The sequence below is a fragment of the Stenotrophomonas sp. VV52 genome (genome assembly GCF_002893095.1).
GTDB lineage: Bacteria > Pseudomonadota > Gammaproteobacteria > Xanthomonadales > Xanthomonadaceae > Stenotrophomonas > Stenotrophomonas aracearum.
The window spans coordinates 236057-251474 of sequence record NZ_PKQQ01000002.1 but is presented as its reverse complement, the minus strand read 5'-3'; the positions used below and the strand labels follow the sequence as shown (position 1 = coordinate 251474).

Below are 15418 nucleotides of genomic sequence, written 5' to 3'. Positions count from 1 at the left end.
GCTCCACGCGGTGCCGATTACAGGTCGCCCAGCCCGCTGGCGCGGCCGTCTTCACCTACTTCCAACAAGCGCAGGGTATTGGTGGCGCCGTGGGTTTCCATGTGTTCGCCGCTGGTGAACACCACGCGGTCGCCGGCCTGCAGCTGGTTGGCTTCGACCAGCAGGCGGATGCTGCCGCGCGCGGCTTCGCGCGGGGTCAGGCCGCGGCTGTCGAAGTTGATCGGGAACACGTCGCGCATCAGCGCCATCTGGCGGCGGGCGCCGTCGTGGCGGGTCACCGCGTACACCGGCGCCGAGGCGCGGAAGCGCGACAGGTAACGCGCGGTGCCACCGGATTCGGTCATCGCCACGATCGCACGCACGCCCACGTGCTGGGACAGGAACATGGTGGCCATGGCGATGGCCTGGTCGGCACGTTCCAGGTTGCGCGGCGAGGCGCCGAAGTCGGTTTCGGTCTGGAACTGGCGCTCTGCACCCAGGCAGATGCGGGCCATCGCCTCCACGGCCTTGATCGGATACGCACCGGCGGCGGTTTCGGCCGACAGCATCACCGCGTCGGTACCGTCGATGACCGAGTTGGCCACGTCCAGCACTTCGGCACGGGTCGGGATCGGGCTTTCGACCATCGACTGCAGCATCTGGGTGGCGGTGATCACCACCTTGTTCTGGGCCAGCGAGGCCTTGATGATCTTCTTCTGCAGGCCCGGCAGTTCGGCGTCGCCGATTTCCACGCCGAGGTCGCCACGCGCCACCATCACCACGTCGCTGGCGTCGACGATTTCCTCGAGATTCTCGATCGCTTCGGTACGCTCGATCTTGGACACGAGCGCGGCATAGCAGCCGTGCTTCTCGGCGATCTCACGGGCATCGTTCATGTCCTGCGCGTTGCGGCAGAACGAGACGGCGATGAAGTCCACGCCGATCTTGGCGACGATGCCGATCAGTTCCTTGTCGCGCTCGGTCAACGCGCCCAGCGAGAGGCCACCGCCCTGCTTGTTGAGCCCCTTGCGGTCGGACAGCACGCCGTCGTTGAGCACGGTGTTGACGATGCGCTCGCCCTGCACTTCCACCACCTGCAGCTGCATCAGGCCGTCGTCGAGCAGCAGGACGTCGCCCGGGGCCACGTCCTGCGGCAGGCCGAGGTAGCTCACGCCCACCTGGGTGGTGTCGCCGGCCGGTGCGGTCGGCGACGCGACCAGGTCGAAGCGGTCGCCCGCCTTGAGCTGGATCTTGCCTTCGGCGAAGCGCTCAATTCGGATCTTCGGGCCCGGGAGGTCGGCCAGGATGCCCACTTCCACGCCCACGCGGGCGGCGGCGGCACGCACGTCGGCGGCACGCTTGGCCTGGCCAGACGGGTCGCCGTGGCTGAAGTTGAGGCGAACCACGTTCACGCCGGCGCGGAACAGATCCTCCAGCACGCCCGGCGGATCGGTGGCCGGACCGAGGGTGGCAAGGATCTTCGTACGGCGCTGACGCTCAATCATGGTTAAAGGGCTCCCGGGAAAGGATCGAAATTACCACACCCTTCACGTCCCATGAATACGTTTACAGCATTGTCGCGCCTGGGTTTCGGCGATGTCCTGCGGACACGACGAGACCCGGACATGACATGCGGCAGCGTACGGAACGCTGCCGCATGCATCGTGCTCAGCTGCCGCGCGCTTCCAGCGCAGCCACCGCCGGCAGGGTCTTGCCTTCCAGGAACTCGAGGAACGCGCCGCCACCGGTGGAGATGTAGCTGACCTGGTCGGCGATGTCGTACTTGTCCACGGCGGCCAGGGTGTCGCCGCCGCCGGCGATGGAGAATGCCGGCGAACTGGCGATGGCGCGCGCCAGCGCCTCGGTGCCGTGGCCGAACGCTTCGAACTCGAACACGCCGACCGGGCCGTTCCAGACCACGGTGCCGGCCTTGGCGATCAGCGTCGCGTAGTGCGCAGCGGTCTGCGGACCGATGTCCAGGATCAGGTCGTCTTCGGCCACGTCATTGACCGCCTTGACCGTCGCTTCGGCGTCCGGGAGGAACTGCTTGGCCACCACCACGTCGGTGGGCAGCGGAATGTCGGCGCCGCGCGCCTTGGCGTCGGCCACGATCTTCTTCGCGGTGTCCAGCAGGTCCGGTTCGTACAGCGACTTGCCCACGGCATGCCCGGCTGCGGCAATGAAGGTGTTGGCGATGCCACCGCCGACGATCAGCTGGTCGACCTTGCCGACCAGGTTGGCGAGCAGTTCCAGCTTGGTGCTGACCTTGCTGCCGGCGACGATCGCCAGCAGCGGCTGCGCCGGTGCGTGCAGGGCCTTGGCCAGCGCGTCCAGCTCGGCCATCAGCAGCGGGCCACCGGCGGCAATCGGAGCGAAGCGGATCACGCCGTGGGTGGAGGCCTGGGCGCGGTGCGCGGTGCCGAAGGCGTCCATCACGAACACGTCGCACAGGGCGGCGTACTTGCGCGACAGCGCTTCGTCGTCCTTGCCCTCGCCCACGTTCATGCGGCAGTTTTCCAGCAGCACGATCGAGCCCGGGGCCACGTCGACGCCGTCGACCCAGTCACGCACCAGCGGCACGTCCACGCCGAGCAGGGTGGACAGGCGCACGGCGACCGGCGCCAGCGAATCGGCTTCGCTCCACACGCCTTCCTGGGGGCGGCCCAGGTGCGAGGTGACCATCACCGCGGCGCCCTTTTCCAGCGCCAGCTTCAACGTCGGCAGCGATGCGGTGATGCGCTGTTCGGAGGTGATGCGGCCGTTCTCGATCGGCACGTTCAGGTCCTGGCGGATCAGCACGCGCTTGCCGGAAAGGTCGAGGTCGGTCATGCGAAGGATGGACATGGGGGAGCAACTCTTTGGCGGAAAGGGAAATGCGCCGCGCACGGCGCAGAGGGTCATTGTAGCGGCGCGCGTCCAGACGGGCGCAGCAGGCTGACCGCGAACCCACCCACCACCAGCACGCCGAGCAGCAGCAGGCCCCACAGCAGCCAGCGCTTCCAGTCGCGTTGCGCCTGCATTGCGGCGTCGCCGGCCAGCACCTGCGCCGGCCCCTGCACGGTCGCTGCGGCCGGCTGCCACTGCGCGCCCTGCTGTTCGCGCAGCTGCGCGATCACGGTGCCCACCGGTGCATCGGTACGCTGCGCGCGCACGCTGCCGGCCGCGACCGTGAACGGCGCTTCGCCCTGGCTGAGGAACACCAGCGCTTCGGGCTGGTAACCCAGCTTGAGGGTCGGCGCCTGGCTGGGCTGGGCCTGGCCGGCCATCAGCTTCCAGTACCGGTCGCGGCTGGGCACGGCCAGCGACTGGGTCTGAGACTGGCGCCGCGCGCCGGTGTCCTGCAGCTGGTAGGCCACCCACGGGCCGGCCCGTACCTGCCACGGCCGGTTGGGGTCGTCCCGGCTGAGCAGGGTCCACTGCACCACGCTGTTGTCGGCGGTGGCGATGTCGACCTGGGCCACCGGGAAGCGGCCGTCCAGCGTGTATTCGAATTCGCCGGGCTTGCCGGCAGTACCGGTGAGCGTGCGCCACTGCCAGTCGATCGCCTGCGCGGCCGCCACGCGTTCGACCTGCACGGCGGTCAGCACGGGAAGGCGCGCGCCCGCCAGCGGCAGGATGCGGAAGTACTTCGCCTGGTGGCCGATCTCGATGCGCCGCTGCTGCAGGCGGTTGCCGCCCTGCTCCAGGTCGACCAGCGGCACTGCATCCGCCACGCGCTGCCAGTCGCGCAGGTCATCGCTCGCTTCCACCGCCACGCGCAGCTGCAAGGGCCCGGTCGACTGCCAGTCCAGCTGCAGGGCCTGCACGCCGGTGCGCAGTGCGCTGGCGTCGACCAGCCAGCCGCCCGGCTCGGCGCTGGCGCCGCTGCGTCCCAGCCGGGCTTCCACCCGGCGCACGCTGCCGTCGGTGTTGCGTTCGGTCAGCAGCTGCAGGTCTTCGCCTGCACCGCCGCCCTGCGCAGGCAGCGCGAACCACGGCAGCGGCTGCCACTGCGCGGGCCGCGCCAGCGGCTGGTCGGCCGAGAACAACGCCGACGGCAGCGCCTGGCCCTGCGCGTTGAAGACCTGCACGTCGGCCAGCTGCGGCGACACCGCGCTGCGGTACTGCGCCTCGCCCAGGATCAGCCGGTAGGCGCCGGCCTGCGGCGCGGACAGCTGCAGCGGCCACTGTTCGCGGTAGTCCTGGCGCGCATCGGCGGCCCACAGCGCGGGCGCGGCGAAGGTGAGCGAAGCGGCGGCAATGAGGCGGCAGAGAAGGTTCACGGTTGCGGCTCCAGCGTAGCGTCCGGCGCACGCGGCGGCGCCGGTGCCAGGTAGCCCACGACCGTGCACAGCAGGCCGTAGGCGATGAAGGAAGCAATGCCCAGCAGGTTGCCCAGGTGCTGGCGGTCGATCAGCACCAGCTTGGCCAGCACTACGCCCATCAGCACCGCGCCGACCAGCCACAGCGCGCGTTGCCCGCGTCGCGAGCCCCACACCCAGCTGATCACGCCGAGCACGCTCCACACGACGGTCAGGCTGGTCTGCGCCAGCGTGGACGACCACAGCCGCTCGTTCCACGGCACCCCGCCCCAGTGATGCACGGCATGCAGGGTGATGCTGGTCAGTGCGACGAAGCCGGCCAATGCCAGCAGCGGCACGCGCCGAGCCTGCAGTGCAACGGGCGCCTGGCCGCGCCACAACCAGCGCGCGAGCAGGGCGAGCACGGCCAGCTGTATGAGCTCCAGCGGGTTCAACACCGGAATCCACGGCAGCGGCGATGCGCCACCGCGCGCGAACAGGAAGCCGACCCATGCCAGCCCCAGCACCGCGAACAGCGTGGACTGCAATGCCGGGCGGGCCGCGTCGAAGCGTTCGCCCAGTGGCACGCTCAGCCAATGCCAGCGCTGCAGCGAGATGGCCGTGACCACCAGCCACGGCAGCAGCATCGCGGCCAGTGCCCAGCCTTCGGCCAGTTCGAAGCGGTCGGCAAGCCAGCTGGCGGTGAGCGAGACCACGGTGGGCCACAGTAGCCACCACACGAACTGCGCGACAACGGCGGTGCGGTCCTGGCCACCGCGCAGGCACCACAGGCTGCGCACGCCGAGCACGGCGAACACCGCCCAGGCCAGCGCGCCGTAGCCGGCAAACGGCTGGCGGTGGACGTCGGCCTGCCACAGCGCCAGCGGGAATGCGCACAGCAGCATGGCCAGCGTGGTCAACACCAGCGCGCGTGCCGGGAAGCGGCGCTGCGTTTCCGCGGCGATCCAGCCGGTGACCGCCACCAGGATCAGAAGTGCATCCGGTCGACTGCCCCAGGCAACGAAGCGGGTGATCTCGTGGCTGGCGCCGCCCAGCCACCACAACAGTCCCCACAGGTAGTACACGATGGCCGGTGCGTCGCGCCCGCTGCGGCGGTAGCTGAAGGCCGACGCGAAACCGGCCGATGCCAGCAGCAGGCCGCTCATGAAGGTGGGGTTGGCGATCGCGGTGGCGTCCTGCAGCCAGTAGTCGGCGCCGACCACGAAGCCGAACGCGGCGCCCAACTGCAGCAGCGCGCCGGCAATCTGCGGCAGCAGGCGCGACTGGCGCAGGCCCAGCCAGACCAGCGCCGCGCCTTCCAGCGCGAACACACTGGCGGTGGCGCGTGCCGAAAGCGCCAGCGGCACGGCCAGGGTGGCGAAGCCGACCGCGAGTACCGCGTGCGACTGGCCGAGCGCGGTGTAACGCGCGCGTTTGATCAGCGCCCAGGCCAACCCTGCATACAACGCGGCCAGGCCGACCGAGCACAGTGCCAGCAGCAGGCGGTCGTCATGCAACATGCCGGCCTGCAGCGAGAACGCGATCAGCGGCGTGCCGAACACCAGGCTGCCGTCGACCAGGTCGCGCTTTTCGGCCGGCTGGCGGCGCGCGTAGAGGATCGGAATGAGCAGGTAGAAGGCGAAGAACAGCAGCAGGAACGGTTCGGTGCTGTTGAACTTGTCGGCGTTGTACTGCAGCACGCCCCAGGCGGTACCGATGCCGAAGGTGAAGGCAAAGCCCAGCAGGTTGAGCGCGCGCCACGGGCGCCACCAGGCAATGGCGAGGATGGCGGCGTTGAGTACGGCGTAGTACGAGAACAGCGCCACGTGGTTGCCGCTGCCGGTGGACAGCCAGATCGGTGCCATGAAGCCGGCCAGGATGCCGAGCACCGCCAGCGTGCGCGAGTTCTGCACGACCGCGAGCACGCCCATGCCGGCGATCAGCACGATGCTCATCGCAAACGCGATGCCCGGTTCGATCAGCTCGTACCGCTTGAACGCGGCAAAGATGGTCAACAGCAGGATGCCGATCGCCCCGCCCTGCAGGGCCAGCGCGAACATCCGGCGACGCTCGCGCTGCACCCAGCCGAACACCAGCCCGGCCAGCGCACCGGCGGCGATGGCAGCCAAGCGCAGTTCGATCGGCGCGTTGAGCCAGCCCTGGTCGCTGGCGTACTTGAGCAGTGCTGCGACACCGGCCAGCAGCACCAGCATGCCGATCTTGACCGGCACGTTGCCTTCGGTGAACCAGCGCTTGATCGTGCCGACGATGCGCTCGCCCAGGTCCGGTCCGCGCGGCGGCGGCGGAACGAAGGGTTCGGGTCGAGCCGGCGGCGGGCCCGGGGGAAGCGGCGGCGGCGCGGCGCGGGCGGCGGCAGCGAGTCGCTCGGGTTGGGTCGCTGGCGCTGGCTCCGGCTCCGGCTCGTCCACGGGCGCGGGTGCGTCGGTGCGGAACGGCGAGACGATGGGCGGCGGCGCAGGCGCGCGCGCCTGCCAGTCTGCAACGACCGGTTCAACCGGCGCAGCGACGGTACCTGCCTGCGCCTCTTCCAGCGCTGCAACCCGCCGGCGCAGGCCGGAAATCATCACCAGGGCTACGATCAGCAACACCGGCACGGCCAGCAACAGCAGTACCGCCAGGACAATCAGTGCTTCCATTCCGCGTCATCCTCGTGGGAACGCCACGGCCCACCTGGACGAGCATGGCGCCTGCGGCACGGGGACATCGTAACTGAATTGGCGGGGGTAAAAAAAAACGCCCTTCCTTGCGGAGGGGCGTTCTTTTTCGATCTCTGGTGCGAGGAGCCGGCCGGCGGCCGGCACTACCGGGATCGTTCCCCGGTATTACGCGGCTACTACCTTGGCCATTTCGAGGCACTTGTTGGAATAGCCCCACTCGTTGTCGTACCAGGACACCAGCTTGACGAAGGTGCCGTCCAGTGCGATGCCGGCTTCGGCGTCGAACACCGAGGTGTGGGTTTCGCCGCGGAAGTCGGTGGCCACGACCTTGTCTTCGGTGTAGCCGAGGATGCCCTTCAGCGCGCCTTCGCTCTGTGCCTTCACTTCGGCGCAGATCTCGGCGTAGGTGGCTTCCTTTTCCAGCTCGACGGTCAGATCGACCACCGAGACGTCCGAGGTCGGCACGCGGAAGCTCATGCCGGTGAGCTTCTTGTTCAGTTCCGGAATCACCACGCCGACGGCCTTGGCCGCGCCGGTGGAGGACGGAATGATGTTTTCCAGGATGCCACGGCCGCCGCGCCAGTCCTTGTTGGACGGGCCGTCAACGGTCTTCTGGGTGGCGGTGGCCGCATGCACGGTGGTCATCAGGCCGCGCTTGATGCCCCACTTGTCGTTGATCACCTTGGCCAGCGGCGCCAGGCAGTTGGTGGTGCACGAGGCGTTGGAGATGATCGCCTGGCCGGCGTAGGTCTTGTCGTTCACGCCGTACACGAACATCGGGGTGTCGTCCTTCGACGGCGCCGACAGGATCACCTTCTTCGCGCCCGCATCGATGTGCTTCTGCGCGGTTTCCTTGGTCAGGAACAGGCCGGTGGATTCGATCACCACGTCCACGCCGACCTCGTCCCACTTGAGGTTGGCCGGGTCGCGTTCCTGGGTGAGGCGGATCTTCTTGCCGTTGACCAGCAGGTCGTTGCCCGAGACCGACACGTCGGCCTTGAAGCGGCCGTGCACGGAGTCGTACTTCAGCATGTAGGCCAGGTAATCCGGCTCCAGCAGATCGTTGATGGCGACGATTTCGATGTCATTGCCGAAATTCAGCACGGCCGAACGCAGCACGTTGCGACCGATGCGGCCGAAACCGTTGATGCCAACCTTGATTGCCATGTTCACAAGCTCCTGCAGCCGCGACAGTGCGGCCCAATGGAAAGGGGCGGTCATTCTAGCAAAGGCCACCCGGATGCGGCCCCCGGCGCGGCCAGGGTAAGCGGTTACAACGAAAATTTTACGATTTGATCCGGATCAAGGCGCGCCCGGGCGGCGGCGGGAACACTGGCCCCATTCCACCCCGCCACGAGACAGCACCATGCGTACCCCCTCCCCCCTCCTGCCCGCCACCCTTGCCGTTGCCCTGGCGCTGGCCGCCAGCCCCGCCATGGCCCAGTCCACGGGCGACTGGACCATCGCCGCAGGCGTGCACCAGGTGGTGCCGACGTCCGACAACGGCACCCTGGCCGGCGGCCTGAAGGTCGACGTGGACAGCGACATCAAGCCGACCATCACCGGTGAGTACTTCATTGCCGACAACCTGGGCATCGAGATCCTGGCCGCGCTGCCGTTCAAGCACGACATCAACATCGACGGCCTCGGCCGCGTAGGCAGCACCAAGCACCTGCCGCCGGTGGTGTCGCTGCAGTACCACTTCAACAGCAAGGGCAACGTGTCGCCGTTCCTCGGTGCCGGCCTGAACTACACCACCTTCTTCAGCGAAGAGACCGGCGGTGCGCTGGCCGGCAGCCGGCTGAAGCTGGACGACTCCTGGGGCCTGGCCGCGCATGCGGGCCTGGACTTCGCCGTCGGCGAGAAGGGCGCCCTGCGGGTCGACGTGCGCTGGATCGACATCGACACCGACGTGAAGCTGGACGGCGCCAAGCTCGGCACGGTGAAGATCGACCCGCTCGCCTACGGCGTGGCCTACGTTTTCAAGTTCTGATCGCCGACAACTCCGGCAAATGCTCCGCCTCGGGTGGGTCGTTAGAATGGGCGGATGAAAATCGCCTCCCTGCTCTCCTCTTCCGCGTTGCTGCTCACGCTCACCCTGGTTTCCACCGATGCCCTGGCCTGGGGCGCACAGGGCCACCGACTGGTGGCCCGTGTCGCCGAACCGCGGCTGACCGCGCAGACCCGCGCCGAAGTGGCCCGCCTGCTGGCCAACGAACCCACCCCGACCCTGGCAGCGATCGCGCCGTGGGCCGATGAACTGCGCGCCAAGGACCCGGGGCTGGGCAAGCGCTCGGCCGGCTGGCACTACGTGAACATCGGCGAGGACGATTGCCAGTACGAGGTCGAGCGCAACTGCCGCAACGGCAACTGCGTGGTGGAAGCACTGAAGACGCAGACCGCCATACTCGGCGACCGCAGCCGCCCGGATGCCGAACGCGCGCAGGCGCTGAAGTTCGTGGTCCATTTCGTCGGCGACATCCACCAGCCGATGCATGCCGGCTACGGCCACGACAAGGGTGGAAATGATTTCCAGGTCCAGTTCAACGGGCGCGGTACCAACCTGCATTCGCTGTGGGACAGCGGCCTGCTGAACACGATGAAGCTCGATGACGACGCCTGGACGAAGCGGCTGGCCGCATTGCCCAAGCCGAAATTCGGCAAGCGTTCGGCGATCGACACCGACGCGGTGCAGTGGGCGGAAGCCAGCTGCCGGATCGCGATTGCACCGGGTGTTTACCCGACCAAGCGTACGCTGGACCCGGACTACGCCGCGACCTACCTGCCGGTCGCCGAACGTGAGCTGCGCCTGGCCGGCGAACGCCTGGCGGTGCTGCTCAACGACACGCTGGGTAAACCCTGAGGCCACCGCCATGACGCTGCACGTTGCCAGTTTCTTCCACCCCGACAGCCACACCTTCAGCTACGTGGTGCATGACCCGGCAACGCGGCAGGCGGCGGTGATCGACCCGGTGCTGGATTACGACCCGGACACCGATGCGCTGGGTGCCGGGCCGCTGCAGCCGCTGCTGGCGCACGTGCGCGAACAGGCACTGGACGTTCGCTGGCTGCTGGAGACCCACGCCCACGCCGACCATGTCAGCGCCGGGCGCTGGCTGAAGCAGCAGTGGCCGCAGGCGGCACTGGCGATGGGCGCGGGGATCGTGGACGTGCAGCGTACGTTCGCGCCGCGCTATGCGCTGGACGTGCCCACCGACGGGTCGCAGTTCGACCGTCTGTTCGCCGACGGCGAAACATTTGCGTTGGGAGATGTTGCGGCAGAGGTCATCGCCGTTCCCGGGCATACCAGCGACAGCGTGGCCTATCGCATCGGCGATGCGCTGTTCACCGGCGATTCGCTGTTCATGCCCGACGGCGGCACTGCCCGCTGCGATTTCCCGGGCGGCGATGCGGCGCTGCTGTACCGCTCCATCCAGCGCCTGCTGGCGCTGCCCGAGGCCACCCGGGTGTTCATCTGCCACGACTACGGCCCGGGTGGTCGCGCGGTGGCCAACGAGACCACCATCGGCGAACAGCGCGCCCGCAACATCCACCTGCGCGATGGGATGAGCGAAGCGGAATTCGTTGCGACCCGACAGGCGAGGGATGCAACGTTGGCCGAACCCAAACTGATGCATCCCTCGGTGAAGGCCAACCTGCAGGGCGGCGCGGAACCTTGATGGCCCGGTTTACCGCCGATGCACGACGTGCTCGCCTTTCACGATCTCGAAGGTGAAGGCGTAGAACAGGCTGACGGCCACCGGCTCGATGCGTTCGGCATCGCTGCAGTCGCCCGGATCGCGCGGGGTGGTACCCACGGCGAAATGACATACCCCCGCAGGCAGGTATCGCCACGCCGCCACCGCTTCCTGCGCGGCAGCCACCAACACCTGGTTCTCCACCGCGTTGCCCGCCGCACAGTCGCTGCGTTCGGCCACCGGCGCGCTACGCTCCACCCTGCCCTCGGCATCCACCACGACCTGCAGGCACACCGTGGTCGGTGCCAGTTCCCGCCGCGGGTCGCGGTCGCCCACCACCGGGTCCGGTCCGGCGTACAGCTGCGGCATGCGATAACCCTCGCTGGGCTGCAGCGTGTACGCCTGCACGGCACCGGCGCCGCCGGCCGCGTCCATCTTCAGGCGCTGGTAGCCGACATTCTCGGCACGGGTTTCCACCCGGGTCGCGGCCGGCTGGCTGGCGCAGCCGGCGAGCAGCAGGAGCAGGGCGCCGTAGGACGCCCTCACGGCGCGGGCGCCGGCTCGGGTTGGTCCAGCGCGAAGGTCAGCGGGATCTGCAGCGCAGATGCCACCGGCTTGCCATCCTTGCGCGCAGGTTCGAACGTCCACTTCTGGGCAGCGGCGATCGAGACGGCGTCGAACACCCCGGCCGGGGTGGAGCTGATGACGCTCACGCCGGAGGTACGCCCTTCGGCATCCACGTTCACGCGCAGCACGACCTTGCCGGAAATATTCTGCTCGAAGGCGCTCTTCGGGTAGGCCGGCGGCGACATCAGTTTCGCCTGGGCGCCGACGGTGGCCGCGTCTGGCGAGCTCGAACCGTCCGTCCCGGCGGCAGGTTCTGCGGTGATGCGCGTCTGCGTGTCGGCTGCGCGCTGGCTGGCCCACGCCATCGTGCTGATGCCCACGCACAGTCCCAGCACCAGCAGCTGGCCCGACCACCGCGGCACTACATTTCCCTTGTGTTCCTTCAACATGCCTATCCGCTCCTTCAACATCGGTTGGCTGCGCCAGTGGCAGGCCATGGGCGCAACCGGGTGGACCAACTGCGCCTTGAGCAGGGCGTTGGCGTAAAGCCGGCGCAGGGCCGGATGCGGGTCGACCGTGCGCGCGTCGCAGGCCAGCTCCTGGTCGAACAGGAAGCGGCGCGTCGCCCACGGCAACAACGGATGGAACCAGAACAGGCAGCGCAGCAGGGCCACTGCGGCGTTGGCCCAGTGATCGCCATGCCGGCGGTGCTGGTGTTCGTGCTGCAGGATCAGGTCGCGCTCGACGGGCGCGAAGCGCTGGTCGAAATCGGGGCCGACCACCACGCGCGGGTCGAGCAGGCCGACCAGCGCCGGCAGGCCCGGGTCGGCGCTGGCTTGCCAGCTGCCGTCGGCGCGCGGTTGCAGCGTGCCGAGGGCGCGTTCGAACCGGCGCTGACCGCGCCATTGCGCAAGCGCTACCCATGCCGCGCCGGCGGCCCAGAGCGCGATCAACAGGGTCGGCCACAGCACCGCATCGGTGGGCACCACGGCCACGTGCAGTACCGTTCCCAGTGCGAGCAGCGGCGCGCTGTCGGTGAACGCGGGGGCGGGCGAAGGCAGCAACGGCGCGATCAGCACCAGCGGCAGCAGCCACCAGCTGCGATACACCAGCGCGGCGCCGCCGAGTCGCTGCAGCAGTGGCCGCACCGCGCCGAGCAACAGCACCGCCAGCGTGGCCCAGGCGCTGGCCTGGAGCAGTCCATGCAGCATTTCAGTCATGGTCGAGCTCCTGGATCAGCTTCTTGAGCTCGGCGATGTCCTGCGCGCTGAGTTCGCCGCGCTGGCTGAAATGCGCCACCAGCGGGGCGACCCGGCCGGCGAACAGTTTGTCGAGCAGGCCGCTGCTCTGTTCGGCCACCCAGGCCTGGCGCTGCAGCACCGGCGAGTAGAGATAGCGCCGCCCGTCCCGGCTGGCGCTGATGGCGCCCTTGGTGAGCAGGCGGTTGAGCAGGGTCTTGATGGTGGGCTCGGCCCAGTCGCGATCGGCCAGGGCGGCAACCACGTCGTCGGCGCCCAGCGGGTGCCGGCTCCAGAGCACTTCCATGACAACGGCTTCGGCTTCGCTGATCTGGCTCATCATTTACATCCGTAATCGACGGACCGATTACGCGCGTAATCCAACCCGGTGTCAAGCCCCCATGTCGAGAGCCGTTCAAACCGGAAATGCTGTAATGCCCGAAAGCCTTTGCAGGAACGCACCGCATGACCGAGCACCTCACCGACCTGGACGCCGCCACCGACTGGTTGCTGCAGCGCGTGGAGGGGCCGCTGCGCATCGGTGCGCCGCTGGCACTGGGCAAGCCGCACCGGCTGCTCAACGCGCTGTATGCGCGGGTGGAGAACGATCCGTCGCGGCCGCTGCAGATCTACACGGCGCTGTCGTTGAACCCGCCCAAGCCGGGCGGCAACGGCTTGGAGGCGCGCTTCATGGGGCCGTTCGCGGCGCGCCACTTCGGCGAGGATTTCCCGCGTTTGGCGTATGCGGACGCGATGCTGCGCGACCGCCTGCCGGCGCATGTGCAGGTGGAGGAGTTCTACATGCAGTCGGGGGCGCTGCTGAATTCGTCGCAGGCGCAGCGCGGCTATACGAGCTTGAACTACACGCATGCGGCGGACGCGGTGGCGCAGCGCGCGCCGCATGCGATCGTGCAGAAGGTGGCGATGCGTCCGGACGACCGGCGGCTGTCGCTGTCGTGCAACAACGACATCACGCAGGACACGATCGAGGCGATGCTGGCGCGCGGGTTGCCGCGTCCGCTGTTGATCGCGGAGATCGATCCGCAGCTGCCGTACCTGGGCGGCACGGCGACGGTGGATGTGTCGTTCTTCGATCTGGTGATCACGCCGCCGGCGCCCTACCCGGCGCTGTTCGGGCTGCCGCGCCAGCCGGTAAGCGATGCGGACTATGCGATCGGGCTGTATGCGAGCGCGCTGGTCCGCGACGGTGGCACGCTGCAGATCGGGATCGGGACGCTGGCCGATGCGATCAGCCATGCGCTGGTGCTGCGCCATACCGACAATGCGCGCTACCGGCAGATCCTGCATGCGCTGGATCCTACGCTGGCGAGCAATCCGACGGTGCTGGAATGCGGTGGGCTGGATCCGTTCGAGGTGGGGTTGTATGGCTGCAGCGAGATGCTCAACGAGGGCTTCCGGCGGCTGGTGCAGACAGGGGTGATCCGGCGCAAGGTGCACGATGACCTGGCGCTGATGGAGCGGATCGAAAGCGGCAGCACGCTGACCATCGACCACGCGACGCTGGAGGCGGAAGGCGAGTACCTGCATGGGGCGTTCTACCTGGGTTCGCCGGAGTTCTACGAGTGGTTGCGCGAGCTGCCGGAGGAAGAGTCGCGGGCGATCGGGATGCGCCGGATCAGCGAGATCAACCAGCTGTACGGCGGCAACGAGGCGCTGGAACGGCTGCAACGACGGCATGCGCGCTTCTTCAATTCCTGCATGATGGCAACGGCGCTGGGTGCGGCGGTGTCGGACGCGCTGGAAGACGGGCGGGTGGTGTCGGGCGTGGGCGGGCAGTACAACTTCGTGGCGATGGCGCATGCACTGCCGGAGGCGCGCAGTGCGCTGATGTTCCGGGCGGTGCGCGAGGACAAGGGCGGGCTGCAGTCGAATGTGCGATGGAACTATGGGCACACGACGATTCCGCGCCACCTGCGCGACCTCTACATCAACGAGTACGGCATCGCGGATCTGCGCAACCTGACCGACGAGGATTGCGTGATCGGGATGGCGTCGATTACGGATGCGGGTTTCCAGGCGGGGTTGCTGCAGACGGCGAAGGCGTCGAAGAAGCTGGCCGGTGATTTTGTCGCGCCGGAGCATTGGGCGCGCCGCAATACACAGGCCGCCGTAAGCGCGGCGCTGGCGCCGTTCCGGCAGTCGGGCGCCCTGCCCGACTACCCACTGGGCAGCGATTTCACCGAGGTGGAGCAGCACCTGGTGAAGGCGTTGGGGTGGTTGAAGCAGAACACACAGACACGGAGTGCAAAATTGCGCACGGTACTGGCAGCGCTGACCCAGCCGGCTGGCGATGGCGACGTGGTGTACCTGCAGCGGATGGGGTTGGATGCGCCCTCCAGCATTGGCGAGAAGCTGGAAGCACGGTTGGTGCGGTTGGGGTTGGCGCGTACGGCGTAAAGCGTGCGACCCATTGAAGCGTGCACGGGTAGTGCCGGCCGCCGGCCGGCTCCACGGATTGCATGCAATCTCGTAGAGCTGGGCTCTGCCCAGCTGCTGTTGGATTCAGGCGAACAGCTGCAGTGTGCACCGTTTCCCTGGCTTGGGCCGCCCGGTGCCGGTTTGCGGGGTCGCCGCAAGTACGTCCGTGTAGGCTACGCGGACGCTATCCATGGCGCCGAGTCCCCCGCAAACCGACCCCGGGCGACCCTTTGACAGTTGGCCGATGGCCACGGGAAACGCCGATGTCGGCCTTCGGCCGACATGGGGGTTTCGTTCGATTTCCATGCGTTACCGGACGCGGGCGATTTCACGGCGGTTGTTTGGGAACCAACCCTACCGGAGCGTGCCCCGCCTCGTAGTGACACGCCGTGCGTGTCCCCCGTAAACCATCAAAGCACGCATTCGTGTCGACCATCGGTCGGCACACCGGCTTTTCCTGTGGCCTCCGAGGCACTGTCGGAGGGTCGGCGGGGGTGGGTTTGAGGGGGCACGAGCCGCATGGATGCGGCGATGAGCTT

The 15418-nt window shown here is 68.2% G+C and carries 12 protein-coding genes; 4 read left to right on the top strand and 8 right to left on the bottom strand.

Features of this window, described 5'->3' with window-relative positions; genetic code table 11:
* Positions 1-17: 17 nt before the first annotated feature.
* From pyk to gap, 5 genes are all read right to left on the bottom strand, one after another.
* Entirely contained in the window at positions 18-1484 is a 1467-nt protein-coding gene (gene pyk, locus C2U58_RS07135; protein WP_102945197.1) for a pyruvate kinase, read from the bottom strand.
* Between the two features lie 163 nt (positions 1485-1647).
* On the bottom strand, positions 1648-2823 hold the full coding sequence (locus C2U58_RS07130) for a phosphoglycerate kinase (RefSeq protein WP_102945196.1): 1176 nt from the start codon (positions 2821-2823) through the stop codon (positions 1648-1650).
* A gap of 53 nt (positions 2824-2876) precedes the next feature.
* The gene (locus C2U58_RS07125) at positions 2877-4241 is read right to left on the bottom strand and encodes a DUF3999 domain-containing protein (protein WP_102945195.1); all 1365 of its coding nucleotides are present in this window, start codon (positions 4239-4241) and stop codon (positions 2877-2879) included.
* Positions 4238-6916, bottom strand: a complete 2679-nt coding sequence (locus tag C2U58_RS07120) for a DUF2339 domain-containing protein (RefSeq protein WP_102945194.1) — start codon at positions 6914-6916, stop codon at positions 4238-4240. Before C2U58_RS07120 ends, C2U58_RS07125 begins: the two co-directional genes overlap by 4 nt.
* 186 nt (positions 6917-7102) lie before the next feature.
* Positions 7103-8104, bottom strand: coding sequence for a type I glyceraldehyde-3-phosphate dehydrogenase (gene gap, locus C2U58_RS07115; protein ID WP_070209447.1), 1002 nt, complete (start codon positions 8102-8104; stop codon positions 7103-7105).
* A 199-nt stretch (positions 8105-8303) separates the two neighbouring features.
* Here gap and C2U58_RS07110 point away from each other — a divergent pair, with 199 nt between their 5' ends.
* Genes C2U58_RS07110 through C2U58_RS07100 form a run of 3 tightly spaced genes read left to right on the top strand, consistent with a single transcriptional unit; the run spans position 8304 to position 10617 of the window.
* A complete protein-coding gene (locus C2U58_RS07110; RefSeq protein WP_102945193.1) occupies positions 8304-8930 on the top strand; it encodes an OmpW family outer membrane protein in 627 nt (208 codons plus the stop codon).
* Positions 8931-8984: 54 nt separating this feature from the next.
* Positions 8985-9800, top strand: coding sequence for a S1/P1 nuclease (locus C2U58_RS07105; protein WP_102945192.1), 816 nt, complete (start codon positions 8985-8987; stop codon positions 9798-9800).
* A 10-nt stretch (positions 9801-9810) separates the two neighbouring features.
* Complete coding sequence (locus C2U58_RS07100) at positions 9811-10617, top strand: MBL fold metallo-hydrolase (RefSeq protein ID WP_102945191.1); 807 nt, start codon at positions 9811-9813, stop codon at positions 10615-10617.
* 9 nt (positions 10618-10626) lie between these two features.
* Here the strand turns inward: C2U58_RS07100 and C2U58_RS07095 are convergent, their stop codons facing one another.
* From C2U58_RS07095 to C2U58_RS07085, 3 genes are read right to left on the bottom strand one after another with little or no spacing between them, the layout of a single operon-like run.
* Positions 10627-11181, bottom strand: coding sequence for a hypothetical protein (locus C2U58_RS07095; RefSeq protein WP_102945190.1), 555 nt, complete (start codon positions 11179-11181; stop codon positions 10627-10629).
* A complete protein-coding gene (locus tag C2U58_RS07090) occupies positions 11178-12422 on the bottom strand; it encodes a TonB family protein (RefSeq protein WP_102945189.1) in 1245 nt (414 codons plus the stop codon). Before C2U58_RS07090 ends, C2U58_RS07095 begins: the two co-directional genes overlap by 4 nt.
* Complete coding sequence (locus C2U58_RS07085) at positions 12415-12780, bottom strand: BlaI/MecI/CopY family transcriptional regulator (protein WP_102945188.1); 366 nt, start codon at positions 12778-12780, stop codon at positions 12415-12417. Before C2U58_RS07085 ends, C2U58_RS07090 begins: the two co-directional genes overlap by 8 nt.
* Before the next feature lie 125 nt (positions 12781-12905).
* Here C2U58_RS07085 and C2U58_RS07080 point away from each other — a divergent pair, with 125 nt between their 5' ends.
* Complete coding sequence (locus tag C2U58_RS07080; RefSeq protein WP_102945187.1) at positions 12906-14858, top strand: acetyl-CoA hydrolase/transferase C-terminal domain-containing protein; 1953 nt, start codon at positions 12906-12908, stop codon at positions 14856-14858.
* Positions 14859-15418: the final 560 nt, after the last annotated feature.

Excerpts from the sequence above, each read along its gene's own strand:
- pyk (WP_102945197.1), bottom strand. The coding sequence starts at position 1,484 with ATGATTGAGCGTCAGCGCCGTACGAAGATCCTTGCCACCCTCGGTCCG.
- C2U58_RS07130 (WP_102945196.1), bottom strand. The coding sequence starts at position 2,823 with ATGTCCATCCTTCGCATGACCGACCTCGACCTTTCCGGCAAGCGCGTG.
- C2U58_RS07120 (WP_102945194.1), bottom strand. The coding sequence starts at position 6,916 with ATGGAAGCACTGATTGTCCTGGCGGTACTGCTGTTGCTGGCCGTGCCG.
- gap (WP_070209447.1), bottom strand. The coding sequence starts at position 8,104 with ATGGCAATCAAGGTTGGCATCAACGGTTTCGGCCGCATCGGTCGCAAC.
- C2U58_RS07110 (WP_102945193.1), top strand. The coding sequence starts at position 8,304 with ATGCGTACCCCCTCCCCCCTCCTGCCCGCCACCCTTGCCGTTGCCCTG.
- C2U58_RS07105 (WP_102945192.1), top strand. The coding sequence starts at position 8,985 with ATGAAAATCGCCTCCCTGCTCTCCTCTTCCGCGTTGCTGCTCACGCTC.
- C2U58_RS07100 (WP_102945191.1), top strand. The coding sequence starts at position 9,811 with ATGACGCTGCACGTTGCCAGTTTCTTCCACCCCGACAGCCACACCTTC.
- C2U58_RS07090 (WP_102945189.1), bottom strand. The coding sequence starts at position 12,422 with ATGACTGAAATGCTGCATGGACTGCTCCAGGCCAGCGCCTGGGCCACG.
- C2U58_RS07085 (WP_102945188.1), bottom strand. The coding sequence starts at position 12,780 with ATGAGCCAGATCAGCGAAGCCGAAGCCGTTGTCATGGAAGTGCTCTGG.
- C2U58_RS07080 (WP_102945187.1), top strand. The coding sequence starts at position 12,906 with ATGACCGAGCACCTCACCGACCTGGACGCCGCCACCGACTGGTTGCTG.